Source organism: Tepidibacillus infernus (assembly GCF_048898065.1).
Lineage (GTDB): Bacteria > Bacillota > Bacilli > Tepidibacillales > Tepidibacillaceae > Tepidibacillus_B > Tepidibacillus_B infernus.
Genome location: NZ_JBLWFI010000001.1, coordinates 146,728 through 166,915, shown reverse-complemented (window position 1 = coordinate 166,915; position 20,188 = coordinate 146,728). Strand labels below are relative to the sequence as shown.

Annotated in this window: 16 protein-coding genes and 2 pseudogenes; 1 reads left to right on the top strand and 17 read right to left on the bottom strand. The window is 34.2% G+C overall.

What is annotated here, in order from left to right; genetic code table 11:
- The 17 genes and pseudogenes from TEPIDINF_RS00905 to TEPIDINF_RS00825 all read right to left on the bottom strand — a co-directional run.
- A partial coding sequence (locus tag TEPIDINF_RS00905) for an IS91 family transposase (protein WP_421691171.1) occupies positions 1-1,065 on the bottom strand: 1,065 nt, incomplete at its 3' end.
- A gap of 55 nt (positions 1,066-1,120) precedes the next feature.
- Positions 1,121-1,612 carry a hypothetical protein gene (locus TEPIDINF_RS00900; RefSeq protein ID WP_421691170.1) on the bottom strand — a complete coding sequence of 164 codons (492 nt, stop codon included), beginning with the start codon at positions 1,610-1,612 and terminating at the stop codon, positions 1,121-1,123.
- A 133-nt stretch (positions 1,613-1,745) separates the two neighbouring features.
- Positions 1,746-1,886, bottom strand: a pseudogene (locus TEPIDINF_RS00895) (transposase); the annotation flags it as partial.
- The gene (locus tag TEPIDINF_RS00890; RefSeq protein ID WP_421691169.1) at positions 1,841-2,098 is read right to left on the bottom strand and encodes a hypothetical protein; all 258 of its coding nucleotides are present in this window, start codon (positions 2,096-2,098) and stop codon (positions 1,841-1,843) included. The pseudogene TEPIDINF_RS00895 and the gene TEPIDINF_RS00890, both read right to left, overlap by 46 nt.
- Before the next feature lie 167 nt (positions 2,099-2,265).
- Entirely contained in the window at positions 2,266-3,771 is a 1,506-nt protein-coding gene (locus TEPIDINF_RS00885; RefSeq protein ID WP_421691168.1) for an AAA domain-containing protein, read from the bottom strand.
- Positions 3,690-7,184, bottom strand: a complete 3,495-nt coding sequence (locus TEPIDINF_RS00880; RefSeq protein WP_421691167.1) for an AAA domain-containing protein — start codon at positions 7,182-7,184, stop codon at positions 3,690-3,692. The genes TEPIDINF_RS00885 and TEPIDINF_RS00880 overlap by 82 nt, the downstream gene beginning before the upstream one ends.
- A 171-nt stretch (positions 7,185-7,355) precedes the next feature.
- On the bottom strand, positions 7,356-7,577 hold the full coding sequence (locus tag TEPIDINF_RS00875; RefSeq protein WP_421691166.1) for a YdbC family protein: 222 nt from the start codon (positions 7,575-7,577) through the stop codon (positions 7,356-7,358).
- 38 nt (positions 7,578-7,615) lie between these two features.
- Positions 7,616-10,573, bottom strand: coding sequence for a type III restriction-modification system endonuclease (locus TEPIDINF_RS00870; protein WP_421691165.1), 2,958 nt, complete (start codon positions 10,571-10,573; stop codon positions 7,616-7,618).
- A gap of 3 nt (positions 10,574-10,576) precedes the next feature.
- A complete protein-coding gene (locus TEPIDINF_RS00865; protein ID WP_421691164.1) occupies positions 10,577-12,424 on the bottom strand; it encodes a site-specific DNA-methyltransferase in 1,848 nt (615 codons plus the stop codon).
- 13 nt (positions 12,425-12,437) lie between these two features.
- Positions 12,438-13,217, bottom strand: coding sequence for a DUF4391 domain-containing protein (locus tag TEPIDINF_RS00860; RefSeq protein WP_421691163.1), 780 nt, complete (start codon positions 13,215-13,217; stop codon positions 12,438-12,440).
- Positions 13,218-13,229: 12 nt separating this feature from the next.
- Positions 13,230-16,469, bottom strand: a complete 3,240-nt coding sequence (locus tag TEPIDINF_RS00855; protein ID WP_421691162.1) for a helicase-related protein — start codon at positions 16,467-16,469, stop codon at positions 13,230-13,232.
- A 195-nt stretch (positions 16,470-16,664) separates the two neighbouring features.
- The gene (locus tag TEPIDINF_RS00850; RefSeq protein WP_421691161.1) at positions 16,665-16,820 is read right to left on the bottom strand and encodes a hypothetical protein; all 156 of its coding nucleotides are present in this window, start codon (positions 16,818-16,820) and stop codon (positions 16,665-16,667) included.
- 302 nt (positions 16,821-17,122) lie between these two features.
- Positions 17,123-17,440 (bottom strand): annotated as a pseudogene (locus tag TEPIDINF_RS00845) (gamma-glutamylcyclotransferase family protein).
- A gap of 176 nt (positions 17,441-17,616) precedes the next feature.
- Positions 17,617-17,763 (bottom strand): hypothetical protein, encoded by a 147-nt coding sequence (locus TEPIDINF_RS00840; RefSeq protein WP_421691160.1) that lies wholly within the window; start codon positions 17,761-17,763, stop codon positions 17,617-17,619.
- A gap of 94 nt (positions 17,764-17,857) precedes the next feature.
- A complete protein-coding gene (locus tag TEPIDINF_RS00835; protein WP_421691159.1) occupies positions 17,858-18,568 on the bottom strand; it encodes an SIR2 family NAD-dependent protein deacylase in 711 nt (236 codons plus the stop codon).
- Positions 18,569-18,693: 125 nt separating this feature from the next.
- Complete coding sequence (locus TEPIDINF_RS00830) at positions 18,694-18,906, bottom strand: hypothetical protein (protein WP_421691158.1); 213 nt, start codon at positions 18,904-18,906, stop codon at positions 18,694-18,696.
- Between the two features lie 275 nt (positions 18,907-19,181).
- Positions 19,182-19,613 (bottom strand): hypothetical protein, encoded by a 432-nt coding sequence (locus tag TEPIDINF_RS00825; protein WP_421691157.1) that lies wholly within the window; start codon positions 19,611-19,613, stop codon positions 19,182-19,184.
- A gap of 255 nt (positions 19,614-19,868) precedes the next feature.
- On the opposite strand from TEPIDINF_RS00825, the gene TEPIDINF_RS00820 reads away from it, so the two are divergent.
- Positions 19,869-20,188: DUF4372 domain-containing protein (locus tag TEPIDINF_RS00820; RefSeq protein WP_421691156.1), on the top strand; the 320-nt coding region annotated here is incomplete at its 3' end.

The window sequence follows — 20,188 nt, the reverse complement described above, 5'->3', positions numbered from 1 at the left end:
GTCTCTTCTTCCACTTGCCACTATTCTTTCCCTCCACGTCTGACGACGTAAGGTCTTTTTAATTTTCACAATCCATTTTCTTGCTTTTTCTTGCCATACAGTGAGTATTTTTTTGCTTATTGTTTTGATTCTTCTGGAATACACCCCATAATGACGAATCGTTTTAAATTGCTCATCTGGTATATGACGAATGAGCCGTGAAATAAATTCTTCTACACTGACTGTTTCTGTTTTTTCTTTCCCATCTGTTTTGTCATGGTATTTAAAAGTTACACATTGACCATCATATGCTTCAATCCGATTGATTCCAATTGCAGGTCGACGAATATAACGACCAATGTAGCGTAGCTGCTCTTTTATGCTCCCTTTCTGTTTTGGGGCATACACATAGAAGCCTTCACCATTTTCGGTAAACGCCTTTTGAAGTCGGGATTGTATTTTTTTCTTTTCTTTTCCTGTTAATCCTTTACGTATTAGTTTCAGTACAACAGTTTGCCATTGTTTTCGAAGCATTGTAAAGGGCAAGTAGTCATATTGTTTCCATTCCCCTTTTTTCGTCAACCCACCCATAGTCACTAACATATGAACATGTGGATTAAAGTTAATCCTTGAGCCAAAAGTATGTAATCCTGCGATGATCCCTGGCGTTACTTTGGCTTTCTTTTGAAAGAAGTCGGTTAAAAGCCTTGCGGCTTTATCCATTAAATCTTTTAATAAATGTCGATGAAGTAGAAATACATCTCGCAATCCCTCATCAATTGTAAAAATAACATGCCTATGATTAACCTGAAAAACGTCTTCTGTCAACAACCTACTCCATTCTTCACTTTCCCCAACTGAGCATGTTGTGCAAAAACGTCCTTTACAGCGATGGGGTACCTTCCGAACATCATGACATCCTTCACACACGAAAAGCTTAAATCCTTTTTTAAAGTCTCCACAATCGCGAAATTTCTCTACTTCTTTAATAACAATGGGTCTGATCTTTTTACCATATTTATTTTTGAATTTCTCCCAGTGTTGATGTTGGTCAAAGAAAATACGTTTTAATATGTTCGTCTCCATACAACAAAAATACCACAGTATCAAGGACTGTGGTAGATCAAAATTTTATACTTTCTTATCTTTTAAAAAAAGCATTATTGTCCCCTTTTTCTATTCCTTCCAGTCGGTTTAATCTTCTTGCATTCCCTTCATATTTTTGTAATCTCCATATATAACTTATTGGCATTTCATAAGAATCATTATCTTTTAAACCAAGCTTTATTTTTTCTAGTTTTCCATTTTTATTATGTATATGATCTTGTATTATAGCTAGCGATCTTGAATTAACTTTTACGTATGTTCCTATAGGAAAATAAGACTTAATCCATTCGTCAGTAGAAGTAATTTCTTTTTTATTCTGCGAAATATCATTAATCAAATTAAGAATAGTTGGTAATATAATTAAAGTTGGCGAAAAACTCGTCTTTGGAAGAAAATATACTAGTTTTTTATTGTGATTAATTTCTTTAAGTAAACCTTGAATTACATTTATATCAAAATCAGATAATTCAAATCTATTTTGTTTTTCACCATATGAGAAATTTACACTATTTAAATTAACAGACATAATCTCCCACCTTACTTCAACTTTTCACCAATAGTTGTAATCTATATAATCCATTCCCTTTTATTAATATGAATTCACTTAATCTAAAAATTTCTCCTTCTTATTTAAATTCTAAATAAAATTGATTCCTCGTATCTTCAATAACTGGGCCAGTGATATTACTTATCGTTGTTGGTGAGTAAGTAAAACCTAGAATCCTTTCGATAAATTTACCGATTTCACTATTGCTCATACCGTTTTTATACATCTTAATAATTGTTTCAATCCATCCATCTCATATTCTGAATGGTAAGGGACTTTCCGCCATCCAAATAAACCCTTCTTTCGTAAATATTTCCATTTTTCATTCGATTCATAGTTTTCTAATGAAACAAAAGTAAACAAATAAATCTTTATACCTTGTTTTATGTATTGGAAAATATGATGGATACGGTCTTCATCAATCTCTGATACAAATAGAAATATTGAATGATATGGTTTCTCCAAGCCAATCCCCTCCGCCATCACAATTCGATACAATCTGTAAAAAAACCTTCAAATTTTGCATACATTGTAACAAAGATTTTTGACAATTTATTGTCAGGGAATGGGTGTTTGGTGATATCCCTTTCATTAAACAAAAATGGCCTGCATTAGCAGACCTTAAAATAAAATCAATATTTATAACTTGTATACCACGCCGATCTATTTTTTGTAACACTACTGCCAGTTTTAGAAAAAAGAAAACGAACACCTTTTTCCTTCAAGTCTGTCATTATGGGGGTTAATTTTTCTTTGTTTCCAATCACCCATAATGATCCGCCTTCACCTCTTTTGTCGATAACTTCTAAACCTTGTTTTTCAAGAAAAGAAGCTAATTGAAAATTTATGTGATCAATTTTTCCTTCAGTAAAATTGTTTTCTTTATTCGAGTCTAGATTTAATTCTAATTGTTGAGTATTTCTGTGCACTTCTTTAACACTTATTATTTGTGGTTCTATCAAAATCATCTCATTGGATGCTACCTTTAAAAAAGATTCTTGGATCGGCTCTTCTTTTTGTTCCCGTCTTTCCTCTTGTTGAGATGGTACTGTTGAACTACCCTTTTTAGAAAGAGAATGTATTTCTTCTTCATCTTGATGTTCCCATTCATATCTTATCTCTGCTGCTCTTCGAATAATTCGATTCTTTAATTCTTCCCCATAATGAGAATGGTCCATTTCAGAATGATCAAACCCTTCTGGTGGAATCTCTAGTTCCTTCAGTTTTTCAAAAACAGAAATCATCGCTTTATCTGGATCTCTAAAGAATGCGGATCCCCTAATTCGAACAAACTTCCAACCTAATCTTTCAAGAATGGCTTGCCTGTTCATATCCTCTTCTAATTTTTCAAGAGGGTGCCAACGATCTCCATCGCATTCTATTGCTAGACGTTTTCCGCCTCCCTCAACGACAATATCGATGCGAAGTGAACCGACTTTCCACTGGGATGTAGCATGATAACCGGCACTTATCAATCTTCTTATAACCAAACGTTCAAATTCAGATTCGGCTTTCTTTTCTTGCTTTTCTAATGTAATTACAACAGCATTTGGATCTTGCATGTGTTTTATTAATCTTTTTCTTATGTCACCATCTTTTAGATCTTGTTCAGGATCTAGTGAATGAATCAACCAGACTTGGTCCCTAGCACGACTCACTGCAACATTAAATCTTTTTTTCATTCGTTCATTAGGGTCAGAGAGACGACGGATTGGGCCATCTCCTGAGGGCCCATGTACCATCGAGAGAAAAATAACATCCCGTTCATCTCCTTGAAATTGCGATGAGTTGCCAACACGAATCTTTCTTTTCTTATATTCCACTGGAGAAATATATTTGCGTAATAGTGTATCGATTTTTAATGCTTGTTCTTCTCCAATCAAGGAGATCACTCCGAATGTGGCTCCTTCATATTCTTTCTGTTCACTCGCAGCCAACAGTAACGAGACTAAATGAATCGCCTCTACTTCGTTCACTTTACCATCACTAATACCTTCAACGCGATAAGCTATAGTAGGTGGTTTAATTTTCACTTCACTTTCGTCACGTAAGGGTTCTATTTCCCCTTTGTAAGATAAGTGATTACTAAACTGAATAATGGGTTCAACGCAACGGAAATGTTCCCGAAGCTGGACCATTCCTTCAAAAGAAGTTTTAGCCAAATCATAAACTGACGTTTGGCATCATATAATTGTTTGTTTGAAATGCCGTCTAGCATCGTATCGATTAACTGCTGTGTAACGTCTAATTTTTGCCCTACCGCATCAGGACTAACCTGTTCATCATCTCCGACGACAACCACTTGTTTACCATAATATAACGCCGTTAAAGCCATGACATCCGATTGACTAGCTTCATCAATAATGACAACATCAAATTGGTTTTCTTTTGGATTAAAACTTTCAACCACTCGGCTAATGGGCATAATCCAAACAGGAACAGCAGATTGGGCAACAGCCATTTGTTTCCGAGCCTCAGCTAATAAGTAGGGAGCTCTTTTTCCAGTACCTTTCCCTACTTTTTTCATTAATGCTTTCCATCCGGCTAAGGCTTGACGTTCTGTATTCGTCGTTCTTTTTGCTTGCCCTAGCCATGCTTTTTTCTCAATTAATGTTGTTGTTATTATTCTCAATTGATTACTAAGTTGCGTTATCTCTGTTTGTAAGCCTTCTATCGATGTAGAACCTCTTAACTCAAGCTCATCATACAATTGCCTAAATATCCATGCTTTTTCAACATCTCCAGGAATTTTTCCCGAACCATGAATCTCCACTCTTTCCTTAATGGATTCAGCCCAGGCTGGAGCAAAGGATTTCAGTTTAGTTAAAAGCTTTGTCCTTAATTGATAAATCTCTGTTTTTAACTCTAGAGTTCTTAGTCGTTCATAATGGTTTCGATAATCTTTAACATTTTCAGAAGCGACTGCATGAAGTAATCCCTTGGTTACCATGGAGTCAGGAGATGCTTCCAACGATTTTTCAAGCTTTTCCTTCAGTATAGAGATAGATTTTTGGTTCTGATTATATTTAAGCTTATTAATTCTGGATTGAATCAATTGTATAGCGGAATCAATGCCTTCTTTTAACTGAATAATATCGCCATGAACATGAACTTTCTTGGGTGTTTTGGCGAGGATTGTTTCCCATTTCAATCCTATACTATTCATGTCGATCGTTAACTTTTTCCAATCTTGAGAAAACCATTCTAACCACTTTTTCATTTCAATTACATGTTGTCGGGCAAGTTTTTCTGGTTCATTTCCTAGCGATTTTGAGTCTGGGCCATTGATCGATGTTACTTGTCGATCCCATCGATTTACTAACTTATTTCTTGCAATTTTCAACTGAACTTGTTGATATAATGCTTCAAAATGCTCGATACTCTCTGGCTTATTTCCGTCAACCTTTGATTGATTGATCAATTGTTTCCAATCTTTTTTCAATAATAATTGAAGGGATCCAATTTTTTTATTCTGCTTAAGATAAGTTAAAATCTGTTCTAATGTTTGTACGATCTCATTTAATTCCATGTTTTCTGGAAGTTGTGGCCCGTATTTAATAAATGATGAATTGGCTTTTAACGAAAGCTGATACACTTCCTCGATCTCATTAAAAAACTCCAGCCAGACTTTCTTTTTATTATCTTCCTTACCCGCATCGAAAAGCGAATACGCCCATCCATCTTCTTTCAACAGGTTCTTTGCTTTTTCTAAACTCATTAACACTTTGCGTAACGCTTCCATACTCTGATTGTCGCTATTCCATAGTTCTTTTTGATCGTTGACACTCTTCATTTGTAGCTGATGCTGCTCACTAATGATTTCTTGATACTGATCAGGAGGCATCAAATCACTTGTCTTAGATAACGGCATACGCAGCTCGACTTCTTCTAATTTTGTAAGTTTCTCATTTGTTTCATATAGCAATTGTAATTCTTCAATAGATAATGGTAATGGCTCACCAAGTTTAACAGGACCTGGTATCCATTCATCCTCACTTGAATTGGCGATTTTTCTTGCAGCCTTTGAAGGATCATAGTCTTGTCCCGCAAATACAATGGGTCGGTATTCATTTAATCGTGTCTGTGTTAATTGGTGTCGTAATTCCTTTAATTTTTTAATAATCTTTTTTCTATCCGTTTCTATTTTATCCACTTCTTTTTGCAATACTTCAATATCTATTAGTGATAACCGTTCATTGATTTCATCGATGGAATTTGCTAGTTGTTCTTTACTTGAGTCATGGTCTAAGACACTCACACACAAAGATTGCAAAGGTTCTACCACTTTTTCTCTCAATACAGATAAAGCTTTTGCCGTATGACTTGTCACTAATACTTTTTTCTCTTCAGATAAAAGATGTCCAATTAAATTCGCAATCGTATGTGTCTTTCCTGTTCCAGGAGGACCCTGAACTAAAACAGACCCATACTTTTTAAGTTGAAGGGCAATTTTTAGTTGTTCTTGATTGGCTTCTTTACTAAGAAGAATACGTTCATCTTCCCCATTCACATCCAAATTAACAAAGGAAAATTCCTCGCTCTCCACTTCTTTTTTCGGATGAATCCCCACAATTCGACTTACTGCTTCTGGCACCTCTTCTCTTTGTGGTAAATCTTCCAGAATCGCTTCCAACGTTCTGGTAAATCCTAATGATCTTCTTCTGAGAAAAAATACAGGATCTCGTTTGATATATGGAATTGTTCTATCCATTAGATTCTTGTCATCTTCTACATATTTTCCGTTTGATGAAATCAGACTCACTAGTCGTTTAAAAAACTCTGTTGTTTCTAAATCGTCTAATGGTTCCCAATGTCCATTCTCCAAATCATCTAAGATACGTCGAACGGCTTGTGGATGAACCTCATCAATTTCACGAAATAACGAAGTATAAAACTCAGACGTTTGTTCAGTTTCGCGAATAGTAAACTCCGGGATATTCGGATCAAAATCAAGTTGTACTTTTCGTAGCAATACTGGATGAAATATATTGTAAGTACGCCACGTTAATACTCCATCACCTACTAAAAGCTCTACTTGTTCATATTCTCTTTCAATCCTCGCGTAAAGATCATATAGACGTTCATAAATCCTCATAGCTGTTCTTGCAGGGATTTCTAACTTTGCCCATTCTGTTCTTTTTTTCATCCATTGCTCAGATAAACGTACTCTTTCATCATCTTCATCAAATTGAATAAGAATTGGTTCTCCTTCTTCATCCATTAATTCTTTTTCTGTTTGGAATGAAACCATGTTTTCAGGTTTTTCCCATCCTGAATCTAACCATTCTTTTATTTCAGCAGAAGGTGGAGGACATTTTGTTATTTCCGGTCTACGTACTTTTACGATGAAAATATCACTTTCATTATCAATTCCGTTTTGAAAAGTGATCGTCTCATGATCAGGAAAATCATGTAACCAAAGAGTCCACAATTGTTCTGTGATTGAGCGTTTTACTGGATTTCGAATTTGATCTAGAGATTGTAAATACTTAAATACCTTCATTAACTTGTTTTTCGCTATTTCTTTTTCTTCATTGATAATCGCTTCCATAGATACCTCCGAATCATAGTTTCACTATTTTATAATGAAACTATTTCTGGAAATATTAGTAGAATTGACGATAATTCTAAATATTTCTAGTTCTATTTTATACCATTATGAGTGATATTAAATCTATGAAAGCATAAAAATAACCATCGACATACCGATGGTTATCAATCATTAAATATCCATATTGTTCAATATATTTCTTAATTTCATTAATTCTTCTTTTGTTAGCGTGATTCCCTTTCCCATCTTATCATGGTCAGGCGACCAATCTCGCAAATCATATTTAGGGGCTTTATTATTCCAACTTATTAGGTTGAGTTCTTTCGTCCAGCCTTTTGGACTTTCTGATAGAATCCCCACATTTTTAATGATATCGTACTTGATTTCAGCCATTATGAAACCTCCTAGAAAATTATCTTACGGATTACAGTTTAACTAGAAGTCACTTTCAACATAAATTGATTAACATCACTTTCCGGCCCTTCAAAGATTACGTCAGTATTCATTGCTTCGAAATGCTTTCTTGCATACTTAATCTTTGCTTGTTCCTCTGGCCGTAGGAAAGCCTCTACATCTGTTCCTTTTGTTTCTATCACAAAATAGAGTTTTTCTTCCCCATCCTTATTGATCACAGCTGCCCAATCTGGGTTATAATCTCCAATCGGTGTTTCAATCTTAAACCACCCTGGTAGTTTTACATAAACCTTTACATTCTCATCATTTTCAAAGCGTTTCGCAAAATTTGCTTCCACATCCGAATCATAGATGACATGATCAAAAGGAGATTTCTCGCTTTGAAGTGCTTTATCATTTAAATACGTTAATAGTTCTTCATTTTGGAACAACTCGACACCATAGTATGCGTCATCACCAATCTTGTAATATTTCACACCATCCCCTAATAATAGCTTCAATTCACGCTTAATCATTTTGGTAACGACTTCAATGAACTTTTGGGGATTGTTCTTAAAATCTTCAAGTCGTTTGCTCCCCGTTAAAATTTCAACAATGGTTCGTCTGGTTAAGTTTGTGCGATTCTGCAATTCAGTGATAATATCTGGTAAAGGATGTTGAACCATTACATAATCTTCAAATCGTTCACTCACTATCGAACCTTGTATACCGGTCGTACGATCTAGTTTCGAAATTCCATCTTTTCGACTTAGAATTCTTACTTTTTCGATTCGATCCATCTTCTGAATACTTTCAATCGCTTTATTAATTAATTCACTACTATCGAAATCAATGGTAAACACGGTTTTGTATTTGATTTTGTCCCATAGCTCTAGGAATTCTCTACTGTCGATTATGGCTTTATTTAATTTTACTGTTTTCTTTTTACTAGCATCCTTAATGGGTAAACGGTTTGTAATGTGTTTCAATTCTTTCACAATCGCCGATCTCCAAGGGGAGAACTCTTCAGGAAGGTGAAGTTCATAGTTTTCTATCGCTTCTTTAAGAACTTGTGTGGCCTTATCTTTCTTACCGATGTACTCGTTGGACTTCAAACTATTATATAATCTCTCAGATAATTCATACCCCATAGCCACTGGTTCATCGGTGGTTTCGTCAATATAAGCTAACTTAGCAAACATATGCTTCTCGATCTTTCCAAATGTAATTCCCGTTTGTTCTTCCATTTCAGTTTGTAAATTAGCCACAAAATCTTCATAAGATTCATTGGCCATCACCGTTAATGTATTCACATGATAGTCTTGTACTCGTTCTCCTTTTTGATTTACCGCTAAGCGAAGACCACGGCCAATCTCTTGTCTACGACTTACATAGGTTCCAGCGGAATCTTTTAAGGTACAGATTTGGAATACATTTGGGTTATCCCAACCTTCACGTAATGCAGAATGGGAAAAAATAAAACGAAGGGGTTCGTCTAGACTCAACAATCGTTCCTTTTCCTTCATGATCAGACTATATACATCTGTATCTGCTTGTGTGTTTCCATTTGTATCCTTTAACTTTCCCTTTTTATCTTGCGCAAAATAACCATTGTGAATCTTTTCTATATCCATATCACCATCTATATCATTGAATAATGTACGATATTTTGGCTTCTGAATAAGCTTTTTGTATTCTTCTTCAAACATAACGGCATACTTACCTTTTATTGGATTCCCCTCTTTATCATAATCACGATAGTTTGCAACCTTATCAATAAAAAATAGGCTTAATACTTTAATTCCACGAGGATTTAAACGTAATTCTTTATCTAGATGTTCTTCGATCGTTTTGCGAATTTGGAATCGTTTAATCGTATCTTCATCAATGTCCCCAATTGAATCCCCTACATGTAATAGATGACCATTGACTTCAATGGATTCATTACCCTCTGTCCAATCGATTTGTTCAACTAGATAATTTCGATATATCTCACGTTCACCTGATACATCGTACAAATCATCTCCATATTTAACAGTTTTGACCATTCGCTTTACTTTTCCACGTGAATCTACATCTAGTTCGATTTTTGCTTTGCCTTCTTTTACTTCTACCAATCTAATATAAGGTAGATTAAACGACTGTTCTGATCTTACAGACATGACTTCAATTTTCTTTACCAACTTCTCATTATAAGCATCTACTGCATCTAATCGATAAATCATATTGTATTTATCGACGTGTGTTGCAGAGTAACGAAGCGTACATAATGGATGCAAAGATGAAATCGCTTCCTTTGACTTTGGTGTGGTGTCCACACTTTGTGGCTCATCAATGATTACTATCGGATTGGTTTGTTGGATAAACTCAATGGGGCGATAACCATTTAAACGATCGTTAGCTCGATGAATGACATTTGCTTTATCCTCTTTTTCAGGATCCTCAAAACTTTTGCGAAAAGCATCAATATTGATAATCATCATTTGTATGGAAGTAGCTGTAGCAAAATTACGCACTTGGTCGAGTTTACTTGAATCATATATGAAATACTCTAAAGGTGTTCGATCATACAATTCTTTAAAATGCTGCTCCGTGATTTGAAGGGATTTATACACTCCCTCACGAATGGCTACAGATGGAACAACAATCACAAATTTAGTAAAACCATAATGCTTATTTAACTCGTAAATGGTGCGTAAATATACGTAAGTTTTCCCAGTACCTGTTTCCATTTCAATTGTGAAATTTAGTCCATTTAAAGATTCACTTCTTGATAAACCATTCTTTATCTGTATTTCTTGAACATTTTTCAAAATCTCATTTGGCGTTAAATCCAATCGGTTTCCAATTCCTAAATCGGTCTGAATCATCCCGGCATCCTCTCCATAAGATACCGTAAAGTTGGATTGTTTCACTGGTTGCCCTTTAAAGATATTTACAACAGAATCAATAGCTTGGCGTTGATAAGGTAAGTCAGAGATAAATTTCAACTTCATCCTTTACACGCTCCTTACATCCGTGATTCCGTTTTTCTTTAACGTTTGAATTGCATTTGTTTTTACTGAATCACTGATGAAACCTGACTCTTTAAAAATAAACTTGGTATCGAACCCTTCTGGTTTTAGCTTAATCATTTCGTTTACAATCTCTTGGTCAATGTTATCTTCTAAACATAAGAGAACGGAACCATAGGCAACATTATATATAGTTCTACCATTAAAATCTATTTCCTCAATCTGTGTTGTTAATGGAATCCCTATTTTTAATAGGATTTCGTATAGTAGATCCTCTTTAGTGCGATCTTTTTTGATGTTTTCCTGTAGATCAAATAGGTTCTGTTCTAGATTCTCGAAGTCAGGATCCCATGCTTTTAGATTTGATGAATCTAATTTGAATACTTTAAAACCAATGTCTAAATCCTCTTTTCCTGTCCCCTGCTTAATCTTTTCCCCTGCTCTTCTTATTCTTTCTATTCCAATCTCGCAAATATTTTTATATACTGCCTTATAAGCCTCTGAATCCTCTGGCGTTTGCTCAGGAAGCTGAACCATTATAAATTTTCTGTTTCCTCCATCCTCAGCATTTAGCTGCATAACTGCATGGGCAGTTGTTGCCGAACCTGAGAAGAAGTCGAGGATTATTTCAGTATCCTTTGAACCAGAAATTTTTATTAATGTCTTTATTAATAAACTTGGTTTAGGAAAGTCAAAAACTTTTCCATCAAATATTTCTTTAATTTCTTTTGTTCCCATTGCTGTATTTCCCAAATTATCAAACCACGTTGAATATTTTTTTGTATTAAATTCTCCTTCATCAGGTTCATATATTTTTTCATATAATATCCATTGCCCATTATCATCTTTAATAAATTCAATATTCCCTTCTTCTATTTTTTTCTTCATTCTATCTTTTGACCATCTCCAACATCCATCCTTACCATCTGGTAAAGTTGGATATACTATAGAATCATCAGGTGCTTTTACACCATAAAATAAATTTGGTCTATCTTCTCTTCTACTATTTGCTCCCCATTTTCTTGCTAATTGTGTCTTGTATCTTTTTCCTTTAAATTCATCATATTTATTATAATTTTCCTCTTCTTTTATTTCTTCACCTATTATAAAATTCGATTTATTTTTGGAATATAAAATTATATATTCATGTGCAACCATCAAATATTTATTATCTGCACCCCCACCTTTACCCTTCCAATTAATTGTTCCTACAAAATTCTCCTCTCCAAAAACCTCATCAAGTATCTTTTTTAAATTAGCCACTTCATTATCATCTATACTTATAAAAATAACCCCATCCTCAGTTAAAAGATTCCTTGCAAGTTTTAATCTTGGATACATCATATTCAGCCAATCTGTATGATACCTTCCATTGCTCTCTGTATTTGCTTTTGTTGTTTGATGCGTTAATTCCTTATAGTTTTTTATATTATCCCTAAAATCATCTTTATAAACGAAATCCTTTCCCGTATTATAAGGCGGGTCGATGTAGATCATCTTAATTTTTCCAAAATAAGATTTTTGGAGAAGTTTTAACACCTCCAAGTTATCCCCTTCAATATAAAGGTTTTCTGTTGTATCCCAATTTTTACTTGATTCCTTATCTGGACGTAATGTACCTGTTGAAGGGGTTTGAGCTAATTTTATCGCTTGTGTTTTTCCATGCCATGTGAATTCATATTTTCCCTTACGTGTTTCAATTTCTTCACCTAGTATAAGTTTTATTTTATCAAAGTCTATTTTTCCTTCAGTTACGATCTCTGGAAAAAGCTGTTTTAGTGCATTAATGTTCTCTTGTGTTAAGTCGAGAGATTTACCATCTAATCTTTGCATTATGAATTCTCCTTTACAATGTTAATTGTTGTTTTAATTCGGCGATTTTTTCTTGTAACTTATGAATTTCTATATTCATCTCCACTTTTTTATTAAATTGTGTTTCTTTCTTCATTGCCACTTTCAATTTGGATATTTCCATTTCAACTTCTTTCAGTTTTTGAATTAAGACTAAATTCTGCTGTCTTTGTTGTTCATCCTCTACGATGTGGAACTTTCCAGTTATCGTGGTATTTTGGAAAGCCTCTACGACTCTATCTATATCCTTGTAAAATTCATAGAAATTCAAGAAATTAAGCTTTATTAAATCTAACGAATGGATAAATTCTCTAGCTGTTTGAGTTGGATTGTCTACATTTATCCATGGTGTGCGATGTATTTCGGTCAAAACAATGTTCGATCGATTTATCTTATTTAATCGCTTTATCACTGTACTGATCAAAATGTCGCTGTTTGTTTTTTGGAACACATTAATGGTTGGATTTGGCAATGCTCCATGTATAACCTCATCAATAACTGATATTTGCTTATCTGTCGCTGTTTCTCTTAATTGAATGGTGATGAACATAATCCCTTCATAATGAAATTCTTCATTTATAAACGGTTGAATGTTAATGGTTGAAGGAGTTAGTAAGAAAGTTAACTCCATTCGTTCGATAGCTTTTGTAATGACATCTTTTTCTTTTCGATTTAAATCTACATAATCATAAAAGTTTTTTTTGTCCAGTTTTTTATTTAAAGAAGGTAGTTTGCTTTCTAATCCAATCTGCCGATAAAAAGTTGAAGCAGACATAGATACCACCCTTTATTTTACAATGAGATAAGAAATGATCTCGAAATCTTGTAAGTGCGTATTCGCACTGTTCACTATACTGTCTAAATTGCCGAGGTTAAATATATAAAGGGTTACTTGTTGATCGATCTTGCCGACAATCTCTTCTATCGCTTTCTCTAGTAGGTCTTTATACGTGTTCATGTATTTTCCGTCATTTGTTTCCTCATAGAATAAGTTATACAATTGCTCTTCTACTTCCTGCTTACCATAACTTAACGAACGATAAATGTCTAATATCTTTTTCACATGAACATGATTGTAAAGGACTTCACCATTCTCTTTCATATAGATTAAATAATAAGGGTGGAGAGCATTTTTTTCATTTGATGTTGCGAAATTATTGATTTGTTTTAAACAAAAAATAACTCCCCTTTCAATCTCCTCATTTAACTTTTCATTTCTGTTAGTGGTAATACTAAATAGTCCTAACGGGGCATTTTCTACTAAACTCTTATTTTTTTTCATAAAATTTAGTAGGTCCATTCTAAAGTCGTCCATTGTAAAATCCGTAAGTGAGATATTCCCAGAGATATCTTCTAAATCGATAACCTCATTTTGTAATTTTTCTAATTGTTTCCGACGATACTCTAAATCTCTCATTTCGTTTGCATTCTCGGATATCACATTTTCCTCACCTGTTGAAGAAATATCCAAAATGGTCATACGATTCTTCACTCGACCTACTAAATTGATGTACTCATCTAGTTCCATTGAAGGCCAAAAATTGACGAGTTGTATGTTTTCATTTCGACTTCCTAATCGATCAATACGACCAAAGCGTTGGATAATCCTAACGGGATTCCAGTGAATATCATAGTTGATCAGATAATCACAATCTTGTAAGTTCTGTCCTTCTGATATACAATCTGTTGCAATCAAAACATCAATCTCATCAGCCATTCCTGGCATTACTTTTTCTCTTTCTTTCGAGATTGGTGAAAAACTCATCAATACATTATTGAAATCGATCTTTTTCAGCTTTAAGGTTGTTTTTGGATTGTCTGATCCTGTGACAACCGCCGTATGAAGATCAAAATATTGCAAAATCCAAGCATGTAAATTGTCATATAGATATTTTGCCGTATCTGCAAAGGCGGTAAATATCAATATTTTTTTGTTATCCCCGTTTAGCGGATTTTCAATTTTTCCTTTTATCGTTTCTTTTAATTTTAATAGTTTTTGATCACGATCAGGTGTAATACTCTTTGCATAAGTTAATAGTTTTGATAATATTTCACGATCATATAATAGATCTTGTCGCCAGCGAATCAAATCAACATCTTTGAGTAAAATTTTTACTTTTGAACCAATAAGTGCATCTTCTAGTTCTGGATCTTCGAGATCTAGATTTAGAATGTCATTGGCAGTATCTATAGAAGGTGTATAATTTTCTATTTTGCCTAAAAAGGAATTGATGTTAGAAATGATACTTTCTAGCGTTAAGGAAAACGAGTGTACAGAACTTTCTAGTCGTTTTAATAAATTAGACTTCATTAAATAAATCAAGTTATCTTCACGGTCTGTTTGTCTGAACACTTTTCCATTTGCTATCTTTGTATCATATTTTTCACTATACAATTCTCTCATATGTGGCAAAATGTATTGCATCGGGGAATATACAGCTAAGCGTAATCGCAAGATGTCGTTGTTTATTTTCTCAAGAGCAGGAAATTGATTCTCTTTGTCAATCTCCGTTTTAATATTTATTGGATCTAATCGATTGGGGAATTTTCCTATCTCGTTCATATTATAATATTTCTCAATGTGACGACGTGATCGCGCAATCGTTAATGAATCTAATAATGCGAAGTAATCCCAACTTAACATATCTAACAATCGTTCAGTCGTTCGACTTTCTTCGGGTAATTCACTCCATCTGTTAAATTGAGATTGAGCAACGCGAATGGTTTGAAAGATATTTTTTATATTAGCCGATTCTAATAGTGCTGAGTCATCTCCTTCAGTAATAAAAGCAATTTGATTTTTCAGATCATCTAGTTTGTTATTTACCGGTGTTGCAGACAACATTAACACTTTAGTTTTTACGCCTGATTTGATAATATCATTCATCAGTCTTGAATATCTTGTGACTCGGTCATTCCGAGCCTCATTGTTTCTGAAGTTATGGGATTCATCAATAACAACTAAGTCATAATTTCCCCAGTTGACGTGTTCTAGATTAATATCACCACTAAATCCGCCTTGACGTGACAAATCAGTATGATTTAATAAATCATACGAAAAACGATCTTCAGATAGAATATTACGTTTATCGTTCTGGCGATAGATCGACCAGTTCTCCCTTAATTTTTTGGGAGCCAAAACCAATACCCGATGATTTCGCAATTCATAGTGTTTGATGATCGCTAAGGCTTCAAATGTTTTTCCTAAACCAACACTGTCTGCAATGATGCATCCACCATATGTTTCTATTTTGTTAATGGCTCCTACTACACCGTCTTTTTGAAAGTCATAGAGTTTATTCCATATTTTTGTATTTTGAAACCCTGTTTTTGTTTGTAATATATCAAAACTCCGATTCCCCTCTAGAAAATCTTTAAACAGATTATAGAGGGTAACAAAATAAATAAATTCAGGGGAATTCTCACGGTATAACAACTCGATACGCTGTAAGATTTGCTCTTTCACATCTTCTAACAGTTGGTCATTTCTCCATATTGCATCAAAATTTCGCAGAAGCTGATTATTCGTTTCTTCATCATCTACGATATTATTTATGTACATGTTTGATGAATTGCTGTAACCTAATCCTGGGCTTGAGAAAGGAGCACCACCAACTAAACCAATCTGCTTCCCATCCTTGTTTTGAATATGATACAATCCACCTTGAATGCGTTGTCTAGTCACTGATTTTATTTGTGCTTTATTCTTTAGCCATTTTGCTAATTCTCTTGCAATATATCCTTGTGTTAAATCTATTTTAAATTTTTGTTCTTCTTCTACACCGAATAGTAAGGTTTCGTTTCTCCTAATTTGATCTTGATTGAAATCTATCCCCTCTATAAAAGCAGGTTCTGTAAAGACAAATTTAAATTCGTCTATTTGCCTCAGTTCTTTCTTTAACTCTACAAAGGCATAGAGTGTAAAATGGGCTGCTGCAATCGAAATTTTGCTTCCTTTTGAAAGATGCTCTTTTAGGACATTTCCTACAAGCCCGGTTTGTTTATTATCTATAATTCCTCTTGACATGCTTAAGCCGCTCTCCTTCGTTCCACCCGTTTCCATATAATTTACAGCTCAATCATATCATAAAATTGATTAGTTTTTTGCATTTAATTTTTACAACAAGGCCCTAATTGAGGGCCTTGTCACTATTCCTAGTATCTTATTCTAGAAGGCAATTCTCCTTGTTCGCGTATTCTGCCACTCCAATGATCATAAAATCTAGCATAGATAGTTTTCGTTACTTCTAATTCCATTTGATAAAACTTGTTCTGTATTTTTGATTAATTCTTCATCTTGATACACATATAGGCCAATCATGAGCAGAGCATCTTGTAACATATTTCGAGGTGTAGGAATCCAGGAAATTGCTTTCATATCTCCTTTATGATGGTTATGGAAATTTTCCTTTCGAAGCGTCCAACGGGCTACTCCGTTTTCCGATAAATATAGGGTATGCGTTAATTGACTAATCCTTGATCATTCGGATGATTTTCTCCAATTTTAATCATCGCAGTCATTGTACCCATAATAAACATCCTCCCCTATTTTCTTTACTTTTTTAATATTTTACCATTCGGTTCTGACACATCATTGTCAGGGAATGGATGTTTCTATTTAGGTCGAAGTTGAAAATTCGCTACTTTCTCAAACTATCCATCTTCTCGATTAGCAATTTTCTATACTGCGGGTATTTCCTTATCTGTGATAACAGTCGTTTGAATACGGTCATAATAGTTAGAGTTTGAATTTTGACCATTATACCCTTCTAAACGGTCCATTGACTCGAATGCTTCCTCTGGATTTATTAATTCAATGAGTTCAACAGTGACAATACCACTTCCATTCACAACAGCAGGATAATGTCCGATATTGACCATTCATCCTCTCATCGACGCTTTTTGGATTGATTTTACGTAAGGCAGAATTAATTCATGGTTGGCCTCACCCTCGAGTAATGTTCCATAAACAAAAACATTGTTTGGTATTAATAACACTCCTATCTATTTGTTATGGCTCTATTACTGCATAAGCCTTCTGACATCTTCTGACACGAAAAAAGCAAAGCGAAAAAGTCACTCTGCTTCATACATCATTTCTAAATTTTGTTTCCATTCTTTTAGGTAAAAGGCGCAGATCGTCGTTTGAGGCGAAAAGTGATAATTAATGATATTCATTCTTTTATATATTTTTCGGCTTCAATAGGACGAATAAAATTAGAAAAATCCTTTAATAAATAAGCTCTACTGCGATCTCGAATAAACCTTTCAACATCATGGGCATTTACAAGCATTCGAAACAATTCCAAAGCCTTATCCATTCTCTCTAATGATAACAACAAGACTGCTTTTCGATAATATAAAAGAGGGGTTAACTCAGTAATCTTTTCTAATTGTTCGAGTTTGATTTGATACTTATTTATCCAACTCCATCAACACAACCCCAATCTTTCTCCCATTGATCACTAGATCAGCCATATCATCTAGCGGTGTCGGTTCCATATTGACAATTACTAGTTTTGCTCCGTTCCTTTTTGCAATCGAAGGAAAATAGTTTGCAGGTGATACTTGAAGTGACGAACCAAATACAATAAATAGATCCGCTTTTTTCGCTTCTGCTTCAGCCATATCCAATGCTTCATCTGGAAGGTTTTCTCCAAATAACACAACAGAAGGGCGAATAAACCCTCCGCATTTACATGTTGTCTCATTATTTAAGAATCTCTCATTTGGATAGATTTGGCCACAATCATGACAATTACAATGGCGTAGTGTTCCGTGTAATTCGGCAACTTTTTTACTTCCAGCACGTTGATGAAAGCCATCTACATTCTGGGTAATGATCGATTGAATAAGCCCTTTTTCTTCCCATTCCGCAAAAATATAATGACCGATATGTGGTTCCGTGTTTTGAACGGCTTCTATTCTCATGGTATAAAACTCTTTGAATTCTTCCTGGTTATTTCTCATCGCATTAACAGTAGCTAACTTTAACGGATCGAACTTGTTCCAAAGGCCAGAAGCAGCGGAACGAAAATCGGGTAAGTTACTTTCGGTAGACATCCCAGCTCCTGTAAAGATCACAGTGTAATTGGATTCATTTAATAACTTCTTTAATAGTTTCATGAATTGTCCCCTCTCTGAACCTCATGAAAAAAATACCACAGAATACCTAACATTACCCATGATAACCTCAAACTTTACTCTTCTTAGTTCGTTAATTGTTTACAAACTTCTTATATATCTATATTTCAGAAAATTACTACATCCCAAAAATTCTCCATATTTACTTTCTCTGTTACAAGTTTTCCGCCACATTTCGGGCAGATTAATTTTTCTTCTAAATCCCTTTTTTCCCTTACTTGATTTTTAATTCTTGAAACATGTTCTTTTTTTACTTTTTTATTTTTTAAAGCAACACTTCTAATTCGGTTAACAATTTGATCAATTTCATTTGTAGACAACTTTGGTGTTCCCTTGTATTTAGTTATTGTCTTATACAATTCATCAGGATATATCACATCTGAGGTGACACTAACATTTTGTGATCGATTTGGCTGGTTCCTTTTGATGTAGGAATGATTACATCATTAATTAACTTATTTTCCTCTTAAATAACTTTATTTCCCTATTCATCTATTCTGTATTTATTTTTTCCTTTTTCCGCAATAGAATCGATTGCTCCTTGATGGAATTGTACAACTTCCTCAAGGTGCTTGAAATTACTTCGCATTTCAACTCAAATATCTTCTTGTCCTCTCATAAGCGAACCATAATAGAAGGCAATTTCCTTACGCATTTCACGTTGTTCCTCTTCTAAGCTATTAAACATTTTATCTTGGCTGGTCTGTACGTCGTTCACTTTAAGGACTAATATGTCTAGTTGATTTTCAATTCTGTCAAAACGAGTAAGTTCATTCTCAATATTGTCAAACCGCTTATCAATTTGATCAAACCGCTTTAGCTCATTCTCAATGTGGTCAAATCGCTTTAGCTCATTCTCAATGTGATCGAAACGAGTTAATTGATTTTCTACATTGTCAAGTCGTCGCTCAATGCGGTCTAACCTCTTGAGTTCATTCTCGACTTGATCGAACCGTTTATCAACATTATCAAATCGTTGCTCAAAATGATCAAGACGATTGAGAATCTCCTTCAATATTTCCTCCATGTAAAAACTCCCCCTTTTTCATTCGTCATCGATTTTTGGCTCGTCCAACTCTTATCTTTAATTTATATTATATCAAAAGAACAATTGTTCGTAAATTTGTTTATTTGTTATATTTTCAGTCACTAGCGTTGCATTAATTAAATCTGATGATTCAAAATAATAGCAATCTTCAAAAATTGTCCATACAACAAAAAAATCCTTTACAATGGAAGTACAGGTGATTCCTGTCCAAATCCAATAGTAAAGGACCACATTATGGACAAGAATACACTAATTTCGTCATTTGGTAAATGGGTTTCACCCATAAATTTTAAAAAAATTTTTGAACATGTTGAAAATGGTAAACAAGATTACTACATCAAGAAACTAACAACAGAGGCTTTTATTAAACTTCTGCTTTTTGCTCAGCTGCATGAAACCGAGAGTTTACAAGCCATGAGTGATGCACTACTTAATGAAGATCTGCAAAAAACACTTGGATTTGAATCGATAAGTGCCTCTCAATTATCACGAAAAAACAATGAAATCAATCCAGAAATTCTTTCAACCCTATTCATAGATCTTGTTTATCAAAT